We start from the raw sequence: 15,266 nt of genomic DNA, 5'->3' as shown, positions 1-15,266 counted from the left end.
CCATGCGCCGGACCCTGGGCCCGTTCACAGGCCTTCTCGCCGGGCTGGTGCTGGCCTTCGGCGCTCATGCGGCGGACTTCCGCGTTGCGCTGATCGCAGTGGAGGACGACCCGCGTCTGGACCGCGACCGCCTGGAGCGGGCTTACCTGGGTCATCCGGGCGGATCGGCCGCCGATGGGCTGAAGCTGGCGCTGGACGATGCCGCTTTCGAGCTCGAAGCGGCCGGCCACCGCCTGGCACTCGCCGAGGCCGAAGCCGCGTCAGCCGAAGCGGCGCGCGAAGCCGCCGCGCGCAGCGTGAAGGAGGGCGCCGCGCTGCTGGTGGTGGATCTGCCCGCGCCCTGGGTGCTGGCGGTGGCCGACGCAGTGCGCGTGCCGGTGATCAACGTCGGCGAGGCCGCCGATGCGCTGCGCGAGGCCGACTGCCGCGCCAACCTGTTCCATACCCTGCCGAGCGAACGCATGCGTGCCGACGCCCTGGCGCAGACCCTGGTCGAGCGGCGCTGGCGCAAGGTGCTGCTGCTGGTCGGCAGCACGCCGGCCGATGCGGCGCGCGGCGCGGTGGTGGAAGCGGCGGCCAAGCGCTACGGGCTCAAGCTGGTGGCGAAGAAGCCGTTCAAGCCCTCGGCCGATCCGCGCGAGCGCGATCTGGCCAACCCGCAGCTGCTCACCGGCGGCAACGACTACGACGTGGTGTGGGTGGTCGATAGCGACGGCGAGTTCTCCCGCGCCTTGCCCTATCGCACCGCCCGGCCGCGCCCGGTGGTGGGCGATGCGGGCTTGGTGGCGCTGGCCTGGCACGCGCAGTTCGAACGCTTCGGCGCGCCGCAGGTAAGCCGCCGCTTCCAGAAGGCCGCCGGGCGGCCGATGGTGGCGCAGGACTGGGCGGCCTGGCTGGCCGGCAAGGCGGCGGTGGGTGCGGTGCTGGCTGCGGACGGCAAGGGGCCGGCGAAACTGACCGGCCTCGCGCTCGACGGCTCCAAAGGCGTGGCGCTGGCCTTCCGCCCCTGGGACGGCCAGCTGCGCCAGACCCTGCTGCTGAGCGACGGCCAAGGGGTGGTGGCGAGCGCGCCGGTCGACGGCATCCTGCATCCGAAGAACGCGCTCGACACCCTGGGCGCGGACGAGGCCGAGAAGCGATGCGCGCGCCCGCACTGAGCGCGGCCGATGCCCCCGCCCGCGGCCCGCTGCGCCACGCATTGCAGGCGCTGTGGGCGATCGTCGCGCGCGAGCTGTTCAAGTTCGCCCGCCAGTACGGCCGCCTGGTGTCCGCGCTGGTGCGCCCGGTGCTGTGGCTGGCGGTGTTCGCCGCGGGTTTCCGCAACGTGTTCGGGGTGGCCATCGTGCCGCCCTACGAGACCTACATCACCTACGACGAGTATATCGCCCCGGGCCTGATCGGCATGGTGATGCTGTTCAATGGCATGCAGTCCTCGCTGGCCATGGTGTACGACCGCGAGATGGGCATGATGCGCCTGCTGCTCACCGCGCCGCTGCCGCGCGCGTGGGTGCTGTTCGCCAAGTTGGCCGCCACCGCGGTGCTCTCCTTGCTGCAGGCGGTGGCCTTCGTCGCCATCGCCGCGCTGCTCGGCACCACGCTGCCGCTGTGGGGCGCGCACACCCCGCAGGTGCTCGCCGCCGCGGTGGGCGGCGCGCTGATGCTGGGTGCGCTCGGCCTGCTGCTGTCGGTGCATGTGCGCCAGCTGGAGAACTTCGCCGGGGCGATGAACTTCGTCATCTTCCCGATGTACTTCATCTCCACCGCGCTCTATCCGCTGTGGAAGCTGGAGGAGGCGGGCGCGCGCTGGGTGTTCCTCGCCGCGCAGGGCAACCCCTTCACCTACGCGGTGGAATGGCTGCGCTTCGCGCTCTACGGCCAAGACCCGGGCTGGGCGCCGTGGATCGTGTGCGGCACCGCGCTGGCCTGCTTCACCCTGGCCTGCTGGGGCTACGATCCGCAGCGCGGCTTCGGGCAACTGGCGAAACGCGGTTGAATCAGCCGATCGGCATACGCTAACATGCTCCGCTTTGCGGGGCGGGCGACAGCGGCCGCATTCCGCCTCGGCCTCCTCCAGGAAAAGGCATGGACCACGCGCGCAACGCCGGCGTCCGCTTGAGCCAGCTCGGGCTCTACGTCGACAACCATATCCACGACAAATACCTCGCACCGTTGCTGACGGTGGTGACCGCCGCGCTGCTGACGACCTGGGTCGCGCCGTGGAAGGCCGCGCTGTGGGCGGCGATCGAACTCGTCGTGATCGCGGTGTATATCGGCGTCTACACGCGCTTTCGGCGCGCGGCGCCGGGGCCGCAGGACGAACGCCTGTGGGCGCGGCGCATCGCCCTGGCGCACGGCGCGCACATGGTGTCGTGGTCCTCGATCATCGTGTGGGGCTGGCAGCCGGGCAACTTCAACAGCCTGATGTTCACGATGCTGATCCATGTCGGGCTGATCTCGCTGACCGTGGCGATGAGCAATCCGCACCGCCGCCTGCTGCTCGGCGACCTGGTGCCGCCGGCGGTCGCGCTGGTGGCGCCACCGCTGCTCGGCGGTGGGCTGTTCTACCTCGGGCTCACCATGCTCGGGCTGCTCTTCATCGCGCTGATGCTGTTGGTGGGGTTGAAGATCCACGCCAGCACCACCGAGGCGCTGGTACTGCGCGAGCGAAATGCCGAGCTGATCCGCGAACTCGAACGGCAGGTCACGCGCGATCCGCTCACCGGCCTCTTCAACCGCCGCCACTTCATCGCGGCGGCCCAGGCCGAGTTGCAGCGCGCCGCGCGCTACCGCCACCCGCTGGCCCTGCTGATGCTCGACATCGACCACTTCAAGCCGATCAACGACACCCACGGTCACCTGGCCGGCGACGAGGTGCTCAAGGCGGTGGCCGGGGTTTGCGCGCAGACGGTGCGCGGCGAGGATTGCCTGGCCCGCCTGGGCGGCGAGGAGTTCGCCGTGCTGATGCCCGAGACCGCGCTGGCGCAGGCCTTCGCCGCCGCCGAGCGCCTGCGCGAGTCGGTCGCGGGGCTGCGCTGCGAGCTGCCCGGCGGCACGGTCGTGCCCACGGTGAGCATCGGCGTGGCGATGTGCACGGGCCCGACCGAGACGCTGTCGTCCTTCATGCGGCGGGCGGACCATGCGATGTATGCGGCCAAGGCGCAGGGGCGCAACCGCGTGGTGGTCGAGCAGCCGGCGCCGCAGGGCGGTGATATGGAGGCGGCCGCAAGGGTCGCCTGAGGTGCGCCGCACGCGCCTGGTCTTGGCGGGCGGTCGCCCGTCTCATGAATTTCTCTATCGCGTTCGGCCGGATTCCGCGATGCGCCGCGCGCCGTCGACCGGCAATCTGACGACGGTGGCGGCGCATCCGCATTCCGCCGCCGGCAGTGGGGCATCGCCTCCATCACCCATCGAAACGCCACAAGGAGAGACACCATGAAATGGGAAACCCCGAGCGCCTGCGATTTCCGCTTCGGCTTCGAAATCACCATGTACATCGCCACGCGCTGAACGTGGCCGGGGCGCCCGCGCTGCGGCCGGGCGCCCGCCGAACCCGATCAAATAGCGTGCGAGATCCGTCATGAAAGTCCGAGTCCTCGGTTCCGCGGCCGGCGGCGGTTTTCCGCAGTGGAACTGCAACTGCCCGCGCTGCGACGGTGTGCGCCGCGGCACCATCCGCGCCCGTGCGCGCACCCAGTCGTCGATCGCGGTGAGCGGCGACGGCGAGCGCTGGGTGCTGTTCAACGCCTCGCCCGACGTGCTGCAGCAGATCCGCAGCTTTCCCGAACTGCAGCCGGCACGCGCGCTGCGCGACACCGCGATCGCCGCCATCGTGCTGATCGACGCACAGATCGACCACACCACCGGGCTCTACATGCTGCGCGAGCACCGCCAGCCGCTGGAGCTGTGGTGCACCCCGCATGTGCACGAAGACCTCACCCGCGGCAACCCGCTGCTGAACCTGCTCGGCCATTACTGCGGGGTGAACTGGCACGCGCTGCCGCTCGGCGAGGATTTCGAGATTCCCGGCGTACCCGGTCTGCGCTTTGCCGCGCTGCCGCTGATTTCCAACGCGCCGCCGTATTCGCCGCACCGCGACTGTCCGCAGCCGGGCGACAACATAGGCGTCACCATTACCGACACGCGCTCCGGCCGCAGCCTGTTCTACGCCCCCGGCCTGGGCGAGATGGAGCCGCACGTGTGGGCGGCGATGCAGGCGGCCGACTGCGTGCTGGTCGACGGCACCTTGTGGACCGACGACGAGATGATCCGCCTGGGCGCCTCGCAGAAGACCTCGCGCGCCATGGGCCATCTGCCGCAAAGCGGCGAGGGCGGCATGATCGAGTGGCTCGACCGCCTGCCGCAGGACACCCGCAAGGTGCTCATCCACATCAACAACACCAACCCCATCCTCGACGAGGACAGCGCCGAGCGTGCCACGCTCGCCGCCCACGGCATCGAGGTTTCCTTCGACGGTATGGAGATCGTCCCGTGAATGCACCGGAAAAGCTGGCCGCGCCGCTGAGCCGCGAGGAGTTCGAAGCCCGCCTGCGCGGCAAGAGCGCGAGCTATCACATCCATCACCCCTTCCACGTGATGATGGCCGAGGGCCGGCTCACCAAGGCGCAGCTGCAGGGCTGGGTGGCCAACCGCTATCTCTACCAGGTCGCGATTCCCGTGAAGGACGCGGCCATCATGTCCAACTGCCCGGACCGCGAACTGCGCCGCGAGTGGATCCAGCGCGTGCTCGACCACGACGGCTACGACATCGGCGGCATCAAGGACGACGGCGGCATCGAGGCCTGGATCCGCCTCGGCGAGGCGGTCGGTCTCAGCCGCGAGGACGTCACCTCGCAGCGCCTGGTGTCGCCGGCGGCGCGCTTCGCGGTCGATGCCTATGTGAACTTTGCCCGCCAGCGCCCCTGGCAGGAGGCGGTGGCCTCCAGCCTCACCGAGCTGTTCGCCCCGCACATCCACCAGCAGCGCCTGGACACCTGGCCGCAGATGTACCCCTGGGTCGATCCGGCCGGCCTGCAGTATTTCCGCAACCGCCTCACCCAGGCGCGCCGCGACGTCGCCCACGGCCTGCGCTTCACGCTCGACTACTTCAGCCAGAGCCGCGCGCTGCAGGAACGCGCGCTGGAGATCCTGCAGTTCAAGCTCGACCTGCTGTGGGCGCTGGCCGACGCGATCATGCTGCAGCAGTGCGAGATCGCCATCACCGGGCCGAAGGCATGACCGCCGAAGAAGCCGAGCTGCTCGCTGCCCGCCCGCAGGTGGCGCGCCTCTTTCGCCTGCAGTGGGAAGAGGCGCAGCAGGCCTGGGTACTGCTCTACCCGGAGGGCATGGTGAAGCTCAATGCCAGCGCCGGCGAGATCATGAAGCGCTGCGACGGCTCGCGCAGCGTGCCGGCGCTGGTCACCGAACTGGAGGAGGCCTTCGGCGCGACGGGCCTGCAGGCCGACGTGCTGGCCTTCCTCGACATGGCGCGCAAGCAGCGCTGGATCGAGGTCTGACATGGCTGCGCGCTTCGATCGCGGCCAAGGCCGCTCCTACAGGACAGTCTTCGCGCGATCTGGTCGCGAACCTGCCCGGGCGCTCGGCGCGACCTGTAGGAGCGGGCTTGCCCGCGATCGGCACGGATTCCGGGCCGCCTGCGCGCGGGCCGAGAGGTACGATCGATGAACCCGCTTTCCTCCTCCGTAGCGCAACCCGGCCCGCCGCTGTGGCTGCTGGCCGAGCTCACCTACCGCTGCCCGCTGCACTGCGCGTTCTGCTACAACCCGGTGGATTTCGCCCGTGACGACACCGAACTGTCCACCGACGACTGGCTGCGCGTGCTGCGCGAGGCACGCGCCGCGGGCAGCGTGCAGTGCGGCTTCTCCGGTGGCGAGCCGATGATGCGCGAGGACCTCGAAGTGCTGGTCGCCGAAGCGCACCGCCTGGGCTACTACACCAACCTGCTGACCTCTGGCGTGGGCCTCAGCGCGGAGCGTGCCGCAGCGCTCAAGGCCGCCGGGCTGGACCACATCCAGCTGTCCTTCCAGGACTCGACCAGGGAGCTCAACGACTTCCTCTCCCACACCCGCACCTTCGAGCTCAAGCAGCAGGTCGCGGCGCGCATCAAGGAGCAGGGCTGGCCGATGGTGATGAACGTGGTCGTGCACCGGCTCAACATCGACTACATCGGCCAGATCATCGACATGGCGGTGGCGCTGGGCGCCGAATACCTGGAACTGGCCAACAGCCAGTACTACTCCTGGGCGCTCTTGAACCGCGACCAGCTGCTGCCCTCGCGCGAACAACTGCAGCGCGCCGAGCGCATCACCAACGAATACCGTGAGCGCCTCGGCGACAGGATCAAGATCTTCTTCGTGGTGCCGGACTACTACGAGACGCGGCCGAAGAAGTGCATGAACGGCTGGGGCAACGTCTTCCTCACCGTCACCCCGGACGGCACCGCGCTGCCCTGCCATACCGCGAAGATGCTGCCCGGGCTGGCATTCCCGAACGTGCGCGAGATGGGCTTGCGCGAGATCTGGTACGAATCCGAAGGCTTCAGCCGCTACCGCGGCGACGCCTGGATGAAGGACCCTTGCCGGAGCTGCCCAGACAAGGAAAAGGACCTCGGCGGCTGCCGCTGCCAGGCCTACATGCTGGCCGGCGACCCGGCCGCGGCCGATCCGGTGTGCGACAAGTCGCCCGCCCATGACAAGGTGAGCGCGGCGGTCGCGCGCGCACAGCAGCCCGGCACGCCGGGCGCGCCGCTGATCTTCCGCGACCCGCGCGAATCGCGCCGCCAGGCCGGCTGCGCGGACTGAGTTTTCTCCTGCCGTCGCGGCATCGGGCGCAACGCGCCGTATCGCCTTCGCGGCCTGTGCCGGGCCGGCGGATTCCCGCTCTCCTGGAAAAAGTTGGGGGCGCGGCGACCTCGCGGCCGCCGCGCCCCCGTCCCGGTGCGCATTCCGGGGAAGAGGAGACAAACACGCATTCGCCGGCGGCGGCGATCCGCCCGTCTCGCCCCCGTGCCGCCGGCGCTGCATCCAATGCAGGTAGCGTGCCAGGTTTCCTATCCACCTTTCTGACGCTCCCCGATGCAGGTGCCACGAGCGCTCGCCGTGGTAGGCCGCACACCCTCGCGCTGCCCGAGCCCAGGCGTCGGTCGCTCCTGGCGGTGCGCCATCGCGGCGACCAAACCCCTCCGTCCTGCCATGCGCCGCCATGCTTCTGTGGTCGCAGACGGTGTCACGACTTGCAACACATCTGCAATGAGGATTGCCCGGAGTGTCACGCTGTGGCGCAGCAGTTGACGTCAACGTCGCTTAACGTGAGACGAAAATTGCCAAACATGTAGCGAAAAGCTTGTTCGGAGCGTTTCTGGTCCGGACCTTGCAAAGAGGTGTGCGGCGTCGTCGACGGCCTTGCGGCCGGCCGTACGGAGCACCACCCGCGGGCAGCGATGGAGAACGCCTAGCGCGGGCGGACGCAACAACAAATCACATCTCAGGAGGATCACGATGCACAAGGTTTCTTTGAAGCGGACGGCGATCGCGGCAGCGCTCTGCGCATCCACCGTCGGCAGCGCCCAGGCGGTGAGCTTCACCCACGGGGACGCCACGCTGGACATCAATGGCACCATCAACGGCTTTTACGTCAATCGCCATGCCAAGGACGATCGCGGCTCGACCACCAACTCGGCCTTGGCCAACGGCCTGCTGCCGGGCTGGATCAACTTCGTGTTCACCACCAAGGTCGAGGGCCTGGACATCAAGGCGCACGTCGGCTTCGCGCCCGGCATCAACAACGACTCCTCGGTGGTCGGCCTGCCGATCGGCGGCGGCGGCGAACCGTACAGCCAGATCGACACCCGCAACCTGTACTTCCAGTTCGGCAATGCCGACTGGGGCACGCTGAAATTCGGGCGCGACATCGGCCTGTTCGGCCAGAAGATCATACTGTCCGACATGACCCTGCTGGGCGTGGGCGGCAACAGCTATGCGGCTACCCCGTTCAACACCACCTTCGGCATGATCGGCCACGGCTACATGTACACCGGCTTCCAGCCGCAGATCACCTACACCACGGCGCCGATGGACGGCTTCTCCGCCTCGGTCGGCATCTTCCAGCCGAGCGATTTCATCGGCAGCGGCGAGACCAAGACCCCCGGCCTGCAGGCGATCGGCAGCTACGACTGGGAGGGCGACATGCCCGGCTCGGTGTGGGGCGGCCTGATCCACCAGCGCACCGACAGCGGCCTGAACAACGTGCGCACCTTCAGCGCGCGCGGCCTGGAACTGGGCGCCAAGCTGGGCATCGGCAACTTCGAGGCGGTGGCTTACGCGTTCAAGGGCAAGGGCCTGGGCCTGTCCACGGTGGGGGCGCTGTTCCATTCGCCGAACGGCGAAACCGACAGCCGTGGTCACTTCCTGCAGGGCACCTACAAGTTCGGCAAGACCAAGGTGGGCCTGAACTACGGCGAGAACCGCGACAAGGGCGGTACGCTGACCGATACCAACAAGTTCAAGTCGGTGACCTTCGGCGTCTATCACACGCTCAACAAGTACGTCACCCTGGTCGGTGAGTTCAACACCGAGCGCGCCACCGGCGCCGACGCGATCAACTCGGGCGGCAACGGCGATCTCAAGACCCGTACCGTGTCGCTGGGCGGCATCATCTTCTTCTGATCGACGCTCTGCGAAGCGAAAGGGGCGGCCGATGGCCGCCCCTTTCTTCTTCCGTGTCGCGCCTGCAGGGAAAGCGTGCTCCCTAGACCTCGATCAGCCCGGAACGCACCGCGATCAGCGCGAGTTCCGCGGCGTTGCCGGCATTGAGCTTCTGCTTGATGTGGTAGAGGTGGGTCCCCACGGTGCTCGGGCTCAGGTGCTGGGTGGTGGCGACTTCATTCACCGAGCGGCCGCGCGCGAGCTGCAGGAAGACCGCGAACTCCTTGTCGGTAAGCGCGTCGCCCGGGTGGCTGGCGCCGCCCAGTTGGGCGAGCGCGAGCTGCGGGGCGAGCGCGGGGTCGATGTAGCGCTGGCCGCGGGCCACCTGGGCGAGCGCGCGCAGCATCTCGGCCGGTTCGGCGCGCTTGGAGAGATAGCCGGTGGCGCCGGCCTTCAGCGCCCGGCCCGGGATCTGCACGTCCTCGTGCGCGGAGAGCATCAGCACGCGTGCGTCCGGGTGGTGGGCAAGCAGGCGCTCGAGCGCGCCCAGGCCGCCCAGGCCGGGCATGGTGACGTCCATCATCAGCGCGTCCGGGCGGTGCTCGGCGTACAGCGCGATGGCCGCCTCGCCGCTGTCGGCCTCGGCCACCACGATGGCGCCGCCGCCTTCGAGCAGCAGGCGAAAGCCCATGCGTACCACGGCGTGGTCGTCGGCGATCAGGATGCGTTTGCCGTTGAGGGGGAGCTGGTTCATGGCGGTTGGCCTCGTCGGGGCCGGCGCGCTGCCGGCGGAGTTCAGTGTCAGGGGTGGGCGGATGTTTCGGTGCGAGCTGCGGTGGCATCGGCCAACTGCGGCCAGGGCAGGCGCACCTGTACCAGGGTGCCGCCGGCGGGCAGGGTCTCGATGGCCAGTTCGCCGTGCCACTGCGCCACGCGCTCGCGCATGCCGGCCAGGCCAAAGCGGTCGGTGCGCAGCGCGGGGTCGAAGCCGCGGCCGTTGTCGCGCACGCTGAGCCGCAGGCCATCGACGTCGGTGCTCAGGGCGACGTCCACCTGGTCGGCCTCGGCGTGGCGGGCGACGTTGGTCAGGCTCTCCTGCAGCAGGCGCAGCACGGTGAGGCAGTAGTCCTCGCGCAGGACGCGGTCCACCACGTCGATCTGCGGGCTGACGGTGATCGCCGGGTACAGCCCGGCCCAGTGCGCGCAGTAGTCGGCCAGCGCCTCGCCCAGGCGGCCGACCGGCTGCGCGTCCGGGCGGCGCAGGCGCTGCAGGATGGCGCGCACGCCGTCCTGCAGCTGCCCGGTCATCGCCAGGATGGCCTGGGCGTTGCCGTGCAGGCCGGGCTGTCCGGCGCTGCGCTGGACGATGGCGCCGGCGATCGCGCGCACCGCGGTGACGCTCTGGCCGAGTTCATCGTGCAGTTCGCGGGCGAGCTGGCGGCGTTCTTCTTCAAGCCGGGCGTTGAGCGCGTGGGCAAAGGCCTGGTCTTCTTCCAGGCGGGCGTTGCGCAGCAGGCTGCGGTCGAGCTGGGTGGCGAGGCGGTTGTAGCTGGCGGCCAGGCGGTCGAGCTCGGCCACGCCGTGGCGCGGCAGGCGGGTGTCGAAGGCGCCGTCTGCGCCGCGCGCCAGCGCTTCTTCCAGCGCGGCGAGCGGGGCCAGCATGCGCTCGATGGCGCGGCCCGCACCCAGCCACAGCAGGAGCAGCAGGCCGAAGGCCCAGCCGGCGATCAGCATCAGTTCGTCCCAGGCGTCGAGCACGCTGCGCGAAGTGTCCGGGCGCAGCACCAGGGTGCGCGCGCCGGCCTGCAGGCGGCGCTCGCCGAATTCGGGAGCGAGCAGGGTGGCGAACCACGCCGGGGCGTGGCGCCCGGCCTTGTAGGTGGGTTCGGGCGAGCGGTAGAGCAGCGTGCCGTCGGCGTCCAGCACATCGAGCGTGTTGGCGCGCAGCCGGCCGACCGCGACCAGGCGGGCGGCGAGCCCGTCGGGGTCGGCCTCGCCTTCGGCGGCGAGCACCGTCAGCCACTGCTCGGCCACCCGGGTGGCGGCTTCCACTTCCTCGTGGATGGCCTCGCGGGTGGCGCGCGCCCAGCCCAGGCTGGAGAGCAGCAGCAGGAGCGCGGCGACCGCGGTGACCAGCAGGCAGATGCGGTCGCGCAGGCGCGGCGTGCGCTTAGCGGGCATGACTGCCTTCCTCCAGCACGGCCTGCTCGATGGCGGGGTAGAGGTGTCCGACCGAGCGCACATACTCGTCCTCGGCCACCGCCAGGCGGGCGAACATGCGCGGCAGCGGCAGGGTGAGCACCTCGGCCATGTCCAGCCCGGCGGCGGCGCTGCGACGCAGCAGGTCGTCGAGCCAGCGCAGGTAGTCGCGGGTCTGGCGCAGCGGGGCGGCATCCTGCGCCACCGCGCCATGGCCGGGCACCAGCACCCTGAAGGGGATGGCTTCGAGCACGTCCAGGCTGGCCAGCCAGCCTTCGATGCGGGCGTGCGGGGTGGTCGGGCTGCGCTCGTGGAACACCAGGTCGCCGGCGAACAGCGTGCCGGTGGCGCGGTCGAGCACCGCGAGGTCGGCGCCGGTGTGGCCGTCGAGGGCGAACAGCTCCAGGCTGCGCCCGCCGGCTTCCAGGCGGCCGGGGGCGACGTCCATGGTAGGCGCGGCGACGACGGTGTCGCGCATCCAGTCGCCGGCCAGGCGGTACATGTTGGTGTTGAAGGCCTCGCCCTCGCGCTCGATGCCCGCGCGGGTGCCGGGCAGGGCGGCCAGCGTGGCGCGCTCGAAGGCCTGGTTGCCGAGGAAATGGTCGGGATGGTGGTGGGTGTTGATCACCAGCACCACCGGCAGCGGGGTGACGCGGGCGATGGCCGCGCGTAGCTGTTCGCCGTAGCGCCGCGACGGGCCGCTGTCGATCACCACCACGCCGCGCGGGCCGACGATGAAGCCGGTGTTGACGATGTTGCCGCCGTTGCTGGTGGAGAAGTCCTGCAGAAGGCCGGTGAGCACATAGACGCCGTCGGCCACCGCGTGCGGTTCGAGGCGGTAGTCGAAGCCGGCGGCGGGCGCACTGCCGACGGACAGCATCATGAATGCCCAGGACGCCAGCGTGCGTGCGAGGCGATTCATCGCGCCACCTCGGCGGCAATGCGGTTGCCGTTGTTGTCCCGTCCGACGAGGGCGAGCGGGCCGGCGGCGACACCGGGCGGCAGGTCGATGGTGAACACCGGGTTCTCGGCCACCGGCTCGGCCGGGTGGATGCGCATCAGGTCGGTGCCGGCGGCGTCGCGCAGGGTGAGGGTGTCGATGTGGAAGACCGGTACGCCTGCGGCCAGGCCGGTGTCCATCGGGTGGATGATGCGCAGGCGCAGGCGCTGGCCGCCGTCGATGCGCGGCCATACGCGGGCGCTCACTTCGTTGAGGCGATCCTGCCATTCGGCCGAGCCCGAGCCGGTGGAGGGCAGGGTGCAGCCGCCGCCGGTGGTGTTCACCCAGGTGCCGCCCACATGCCAGCGGCCGTCCGCGGTGCGGGCGGCGGCGCGCACCGGCGAGGACTGCTGCAGCTTGAGGCGGAAACCCAGGCTGGCGCGCGCGCCGAGCGGGCGGAAGTCGAGCACCTTGACGATGGGGTTGAAGTCGGCGAACACGACGATCTCTTCCACCACGCCGGGCAGGCGGGTGGCGTCGACCAGCACCGGGACGTCGAGCGGGTTCTCGGCGGTCGCCGGGGCGCTGACCTGCACGCGCTCGTCGAACGCCACCGCGGCGTCGGCGAAGAAGGCCGCGCGCATGTCCTGCCAGCGGGCCGAATCGAGCGGATCGGCGCCTGCGGCGGTGGCCAGTCCGGTGGCGCCGGCCAGCAATACGGTGGCGATCGTGTTGACGATGCGCATCTTGTCTCCTCCTGGTGCGCGGTCCTTGCCGCGCATTTGTTGCCCAGGAGCTTGCAAAGGGCGTGCCATCGCGCCCGGCCGGGTTGTCACGGGGCGAAGGTGCTCCGCGGTGTATCGATTCGGGACAGGTGCTGACATGTGGAGCACCCGAGTTGCGCCATCCGCACGACATGAGCGGTCGCGAACCGGGCCGCAAGTGCCGGGAAGCGCAGGTGACCGGACGATGGCATGAGCCTTGCAGACAGGGGGTGCGCCAACCGGCTCACCCCGTGGGCCGGGGCGAGAACAACCCACGGACAAGACACCCTGAGACCAAGGAGGAAAAATCTAATGGAGCAGATCCATGCATTGAAGCGCCGCCACATTGTGCCGGGCATCATCGCCGCGGCCGTGATGGCGCTGGGCAGCGTACAGGTACAGGCCAAGGAAGTGACCGACGCCGACATCCTGAACGATGCCACCGACACCACCCAGGTGGTGACGCACGGCCTTGGCACCAAGGGGCAGCGCTTCAGCCCGCTGACGCAGGTCAATCGCCAGACCGTCAAGGACCTGGTGCCGGTGTGGTCCTTTTCCTTCGGCGGCGAGAAGCAGCGCGGCCAGCAGTCGCAGCCGCTGGTCCATGACGGCAAGATGTTCGTCACCGCCTCCTACAGCCGCATCTTCGCGCTCGACGTGAAGACCGGCGAGAAGCTGTGGAAGTACGAGCACCGCCTGCCCGACGGCATCATGCCCTGCTGCGACGTGATCAACCGCGGCGCGGCGATCTACGGCAACCTGGTGATCTTCGGCACCCTGGACGCCCAGCTGGTGGCCCTGGACAAGGACACCGGCAAGGTCGTGTGGAAGGAGAAGATCGAGGACTACAAGGCCGGCTACTCGATGACCGCGGCGCCGCAGATCGTCAAGGGCCTGGTGATCACCGGCAACTCCGGCGGCGAGTTCGGCATCGTCGGCCGCGTGGACGCGCGCGACGCCAGGACCGGCAAGCTGGTGTGGACCCGTCCGGTGGTCGAAGGCCACATGGGCTACAAGTACGACAAGGACGGCAAGCAGGTCGAAAACGGCATCACCGGCAAGACCAACGCCAGCTGGCCGGGCGACCTTTGGAAGACCGGCGGCGCGGCCCCCTGGCTGTCGGCCTACTACGATCCCGAGGTGGACCTGATCTTCATCGGCACCGGCAACCCGGCGCCGTGGAACAGCCACCTGCGCCCGGGCGACAACCTGTATTCGTCCTCCACCGTGGCGATCGACCCGGACAGCGGCAAGATCGAATGGCACTACCAGACCACGCCGCACGACGGCTGGGACTTCGACGGGGTGAACGAGTTCGTCTCCTTCGAGTACAGGGATCCGAAGAGCGGGAAGACGGTCAAGGCCGGCGGCAAGGCCGACCGCAACGGCTTCTTCTTCGTCAATGACCGTACCAACGGCAAACTGCTCAACGCCTTCCCCTTCGTCACCCGCACCGACTGGGCCTCGGGCATCGACCTGAAGACCGGCCGGCCGATCTACAAGGACCAGAACCGTCCGGGCAGCCCCTTCGAGGACGCCGGCGGCGACGGCAAGAAGGGCGAGGTGGTGTTCAACGCGCCGTCCTTCCTGGGTGGCAAGAACCAGATGCCGATGGCCTACAGCCCGAAGACCGGCTACTTCTACGTGCCGGCCAACGAGTGGGGCATGGACATCTGGAACGAGCCGGTGTCCTACAAGCGCGGCGCCGCCTACCTGGGCGCGGGCTTCACCATCAAGCCGCTCTACGAGGACTACATCGGCGCCCTGCGCGCGGTCGATCCGGTCAATGGCAAGATCGTCTGGGAAGTGAAGAACAGCGCGCCCTTGTGGGGCGGGGTGCTCACCACCGCCGGCGACCTGGTGTTCTACGGCACGCCCGAGGGCTACCTCAAGGCGATCGATGCGCAGAGCGGCGACGAGTTGTGGCAGTTCCAGACCGGCTCCGGCGTCATCGCCCCGCCGATCACCTGGGAGGACAACGGCGAGCAGTTCGTCGCCGTGGTGTCCGGCTGGGGCGGTGCGGTGCCGCTGTGGGGCGGCGAAGTGGCCAAGCGCGTGAACTTCCTGGAGCAGGGCGGTTCCGTGTGGGTGTTCAAGCTGCACAAGAGCTGAGCATGCCGGCCCCGCTGCGGCGGGGCTGAATCCGGCCATCGCGGCCCGGGTGTTCGCGCACCCGGGCCGCGTCGCGTTGATACGCCGCTGCCCGCGCCGGCTGGCGCTCACGGCTTGGCCCCGCGCTGGGCTTCGATGAAGCTGCGCAGCGCCCAGATCGCTTCCTGCGACAGCACGCCCGTCCAGGGTGGCATGTGCTCCACCCCGAGACGCACCTTGCCTTCCAGTACCGTGGTGCGGAAGTAGTAGTCCGCGTCGCGCGTGCAGCGGCTGGCGAGCTCCGGGTCGGCTAGGCGCTGGCAGTACAGCCCGACCAGACGCAGGTTGGCGGCCGGGCCGGGTTCGAGCGACTCGGCACCGTGGCAGCGCGCGCAGGCCTGGGCGTAGAGCGAGCGGCCGGTCTCGATCGCCTGGGCGTTGCCGCGGTAAGGGTTCTCCTCGCGCCAGGCGTCGCCCAGGGCGGGCAGGCCGGACAGGTCGACGGTCGGCGCCAGGGGCGTGGCGGCTTCGGCACCGGGCAAGGCGAGCAGCAGGGCGAGCGTCAACGCCGCGGCGGAGCCCCGGAGCCGGTCGCGGCGTGGCCGTGTGGCG

15 protein-coding genes are annotated in these 15,266 nt (G+C 69.7%); 10 read left to right on the top strand and 5 right to left on the bottom strand.

The genetic code is table 11. The features are described from left to right. Positions 1–2: 2 nt before the first annotated feature. The 9 genes from IAI53_RS07185 to IAI53_RS07145 all read left to right on the top strand — a co-directional run bounded on the left by IAI53_RS07185 (position 3) and on the right by IAI53_RS07145 (position 8,681). On the top strand, positions 3–1,157 hold the full coding sequence (locus tag IAI53_RS07185) for an ABC transporter substrate-binding protein (RefSeq protein ID WP_187717430.1): 1,155 nt from the start codon (positions 3–5) through the stop codon (positions 1,155–1,157). Beyond that, complete coding sequence (locus IAI53_RS07180) at positions 1,139–1,993, top strand: ABC transporter permease (protein ID WP_187717429.1); 855 nt, start codon at positions 1,139–1,141, stop codon at positions 1,991–1,993. Before IAI53_RS07185 ends, IAI53_RS07180 begins: the two co-directional genes overlap by 19 nt. A gap of 89 nt (positions 1,994–2,082) precedes the next feature. Beyond that, on the top strand, positions 2,083–3,237 hold the full coding sequence (locus IAI53_RS07175) for a GGDEF domain-containing protein (RefSeq protein ID WP_187717428.1): 1,155 nt from the start codon (positions 2,083–2,085) through the stop codon (positions 3,235–3,237). Positions 3,238–3,432: 195 nt separating this feature from the next. Continuing rightward, on the top strand, positions 3,433–3,507 hold the full coding sequence (gene pqqA / locus IAI53_RS18730; RefSeq protein ID WP_076601006.1) for a pyrroloquinoline quinone precursor peptide PqqA: 75 nt from the start codon (positions 3,433–3,435) through the stop codon (positions 3,505–3,507). 70 nt (positions 3,508–3,577) lie between these two features. After that, a complete protein-coding gene (gene pqqB, locus IAI53_RS07165) occupies positions 3,578–4,492 on the top strand; it encodes a pyrroloquinoline quinone biosynthesis protein PqqB (protein WP_187717427.1) in 915 nt (304 codons plus the stop codon). Continuing rightward, the gene (gene pqqC, locus IAI53_RS07160) at positions 4,489–5,235 is read left to right on the top strand and encodes a pyrroloquinoline-quinone synthase PqqC (RefSeq protein ID WP_349771898.1); all 747 of its coding nucleotides are present in this window, start codon (positions 4,489–4,491) and stop codon (positions 5,233–5,235) included. Before pqqB ends, pqqC begins: the two co-directional genes overlap by 4 nt. Then, positions 5,232–5,513, top strand: a complete 282-nt coding sequence (gene pqqD, locus IAI53_RS07155; protein WP_187717426.1) for a pyrroloquinoline quinone biosynthesis peptide chaperone PqqD — start codon at positions 5,232–5,234, stop codon at positions 5,511–5,513. The genes pqqC and pqqD overlap by 4 nt, the downstream gene beginning before the upstream one ends. Before the next feature lie 165 nt (positions 5,514–5,678). Beyond that, complete coding sequence (gene pqqE / locus IAI53_RS07150) at positions 5,679–6,818, top strand: pyrroloquinoline quinone biosynthesis protein PqqE (RefSeq protein WP_187717425.1); 1,140 nt, start codon at positions 5,679–5,681, stop codon at positions 6,816–6,818. A gap of 696 nt (positions 6,819–7,514) precedes the next feature. Beyond that, complete coding sequence (locus IAI53_RS07145) at positions 7,515–8,681, top strand: porin (protein ID WP_187717424.1); 1,167 nt, start codon at positions 7,515–7,517, stop codon at positions 8,679–8,681. Between the two features lie 82 nt (positions 8,682–8,763). On the opposite strand, the gene IAI53_RS07140 is transcribed toward IAI53_RS07145, so the two are convergent. From IAI53_RS07140 to IAI53_RS07125, 4 genes are read right to left on the bottom strand one after another with little or no spacing between them, the layout of a single operon-like run. Next, positions 8,764–9,414 carry a response regulator gene (locus IAI53_RS07140; RefSeq protein WP_187717423.1) on the bottom strand — a complete coding sequence of 217 codons (651 nt, stop codon included), beginning with the start codon at positions 9,412–9,414 and terminating at the stop codon, positions 8,764–8,766. Positions 9,415–9,461: 47 nt separating this feature from the next. After that, positions 9,462–10,841: a HAMP domain-containing sensor histidine kinase gene (locus tag IAI53_RS07135; RefSeq protein WP_187717422.1), complete on the bottom strand. Its 1,380-nt coding sequence runs from the start codon at positions 10,839–10,841 to the stop codon at positions 9,462–9,464. Further along, positions 10,831–11,781, bottom strand: a complete 951-nt coding sequence (locus IAI53_RS07130; RefSeq protein ID WP_187717421.1) for a quinoprotein relay system zinc metallohydrolase 1 — start codon at positions 11,779–11,781, stop codon at positions 10,831–10,833. Before IAI53_RS07130 ends, IAI53_RS07135 begins: the two co-directional genes overlap by 11 nt. After that, positions 11,778–12,545, bottom strand: a complete 768-nt coding sequence (locus IAI53_RS07125) for a quinoprotein dehydrogenase-associated SoxYZ-like carrier (RefSeq protein WP_187717420.1) — start codon at positions 12,543–12,545, stop codon at positions 11,778–11,780. Before IAI53_RS07125 ends, IAI53_RS07130 begins: the two co-directional genes overlap by 4 nt. Positions 12,546–12,938: 393 nt before the next feature. On the opposite strand from IAI53_RS07125, the gene IAI53_RS07120 reads away from it, so the two are divergent. After that, positions 12,939–14,675: a methanol/ethanol family PQQ-dependent dehydrogenase gene (locus IAI53_RS07120; protein ID WP_225433277.1), complete on the top strand. Its 1,737-nt coding sequence runs from the start codon at positions 12,939–12,941 to the stop codon at positions 14,673–14,675. Positions 14,676–14,782: 107 nt separating this feature from the next. Here IAI53_RS07120 and IAI53_RS07115 read toward each other — a convergent pair whose 3' ends face one another. Further along, complete coding sequence (locus IAI53_RS07115; protein WP_187717418.1) at positions 14,783–15,220, bottom strand: c-type cytochrome; 438 nt, start codon at positions 15,218–15,220, stop codon at positions 14,783–14,785. Positions 15,221–15,266: the final 46 nt, after the last annotated feature.

The sequence above is a fragment of the Thauera sedimentorum genome (assembly GCF_014489115.1).
In the GTDB taxonomy this organism is placed as follows: Bacteria; Pseudomonadota; Gammaproteobacteria; order Burkholderiales; family Rhodocyclaceae; genus Pseudothauera; species Pseudothauera sedimentorum.
The sequence above is the reverse complement of the archived record's forward strand: the minus strand, read 5'-3'. Positions and strand labels throughout refer to the sequence as shown.

Coding starts and splice junctions, on each gene's coding strand:
- IAI53_RS07185 (WP_187717430.1), top strand. CDS start 3: ATGCGCCGGACCCTGGGCCCGTTCACAGGCCTTCTCGCCGGGCTGGTG.
- IAI53_RS07180 (WP_187717429.1), top strand. CDS start 1,139: ATGCGCGCGCCCGCACTGAGCGCGGCCGATGCCCCCGCCCGCGGCCCG.
- IAI53_RS07175 (WP_187717428.1), top strand. CDS start 2,083: ATGGACCACGCGCGCAACGCCGGCGTCCGCTTGAGCCAGCTCGGGCTC.
- pqqB (WP_187717427.1), top strand. CDS start 3,578: ATGAAAGTCCGAGTCCTCGGTTCCGCGGCCGGCGGCGGTTTTCCGCAG.
- pqqD (WP_187717426.1), top strand. CDS start 5,232: ATGACCGCCGAAGAAGCCGAGCTGCTCGCTGCCCGCCCGCAGGTGGCG.
- pqqE (WP_187717425.1), top strand. CDS start 5,679: ATGAACCCGCTTTCCTCCTCCGTAGCGCAACCCGGCCCGCCGCTGTGG.
- IAI53_RS07145 (WP_187717424.1), top strand. CDS start 7,515: ATGCACAAGGTTTCTTTGAAGCGGACGGCGATCGCGGCAGCGCTCTGC.
- IAI53_RS07140 (WP_187717423.1), bottom strand. CDS start 9,414: ATGAACCAGCTCCCCCTCAACGGCAAACGCATCCTGATCGCCGACGAC.
- IAI53_RS07135 (WP_187717422.1), bottom strand. CDS start 10,841: ATGCCCGCTAAGCGCACGCCGCGCCTGCGCGACCGCATCTGCCTGCTG.
- IAI53_RS07130 (WP_187717421.1), bottom strand. CDS start 11,781: ATGAATCGCCTCGCACGCACGCTGGCGTCCTGGGCATTCATGATGCTG.
- IAI53_RS07125 (WP_187717420.1), bottom strand. CDS start 12,545: ATGCGCATCGTCAACACGATCGCCACCGTATTGCTGGCCGGCGCCACC.
- IAI53_RS07120 (WP_225433277.1), top strand. CDS start 12,939: ATGGCGCTGGGCAGCGTACAGGTACAGGCCAAGGAAGTGACCGACGCC.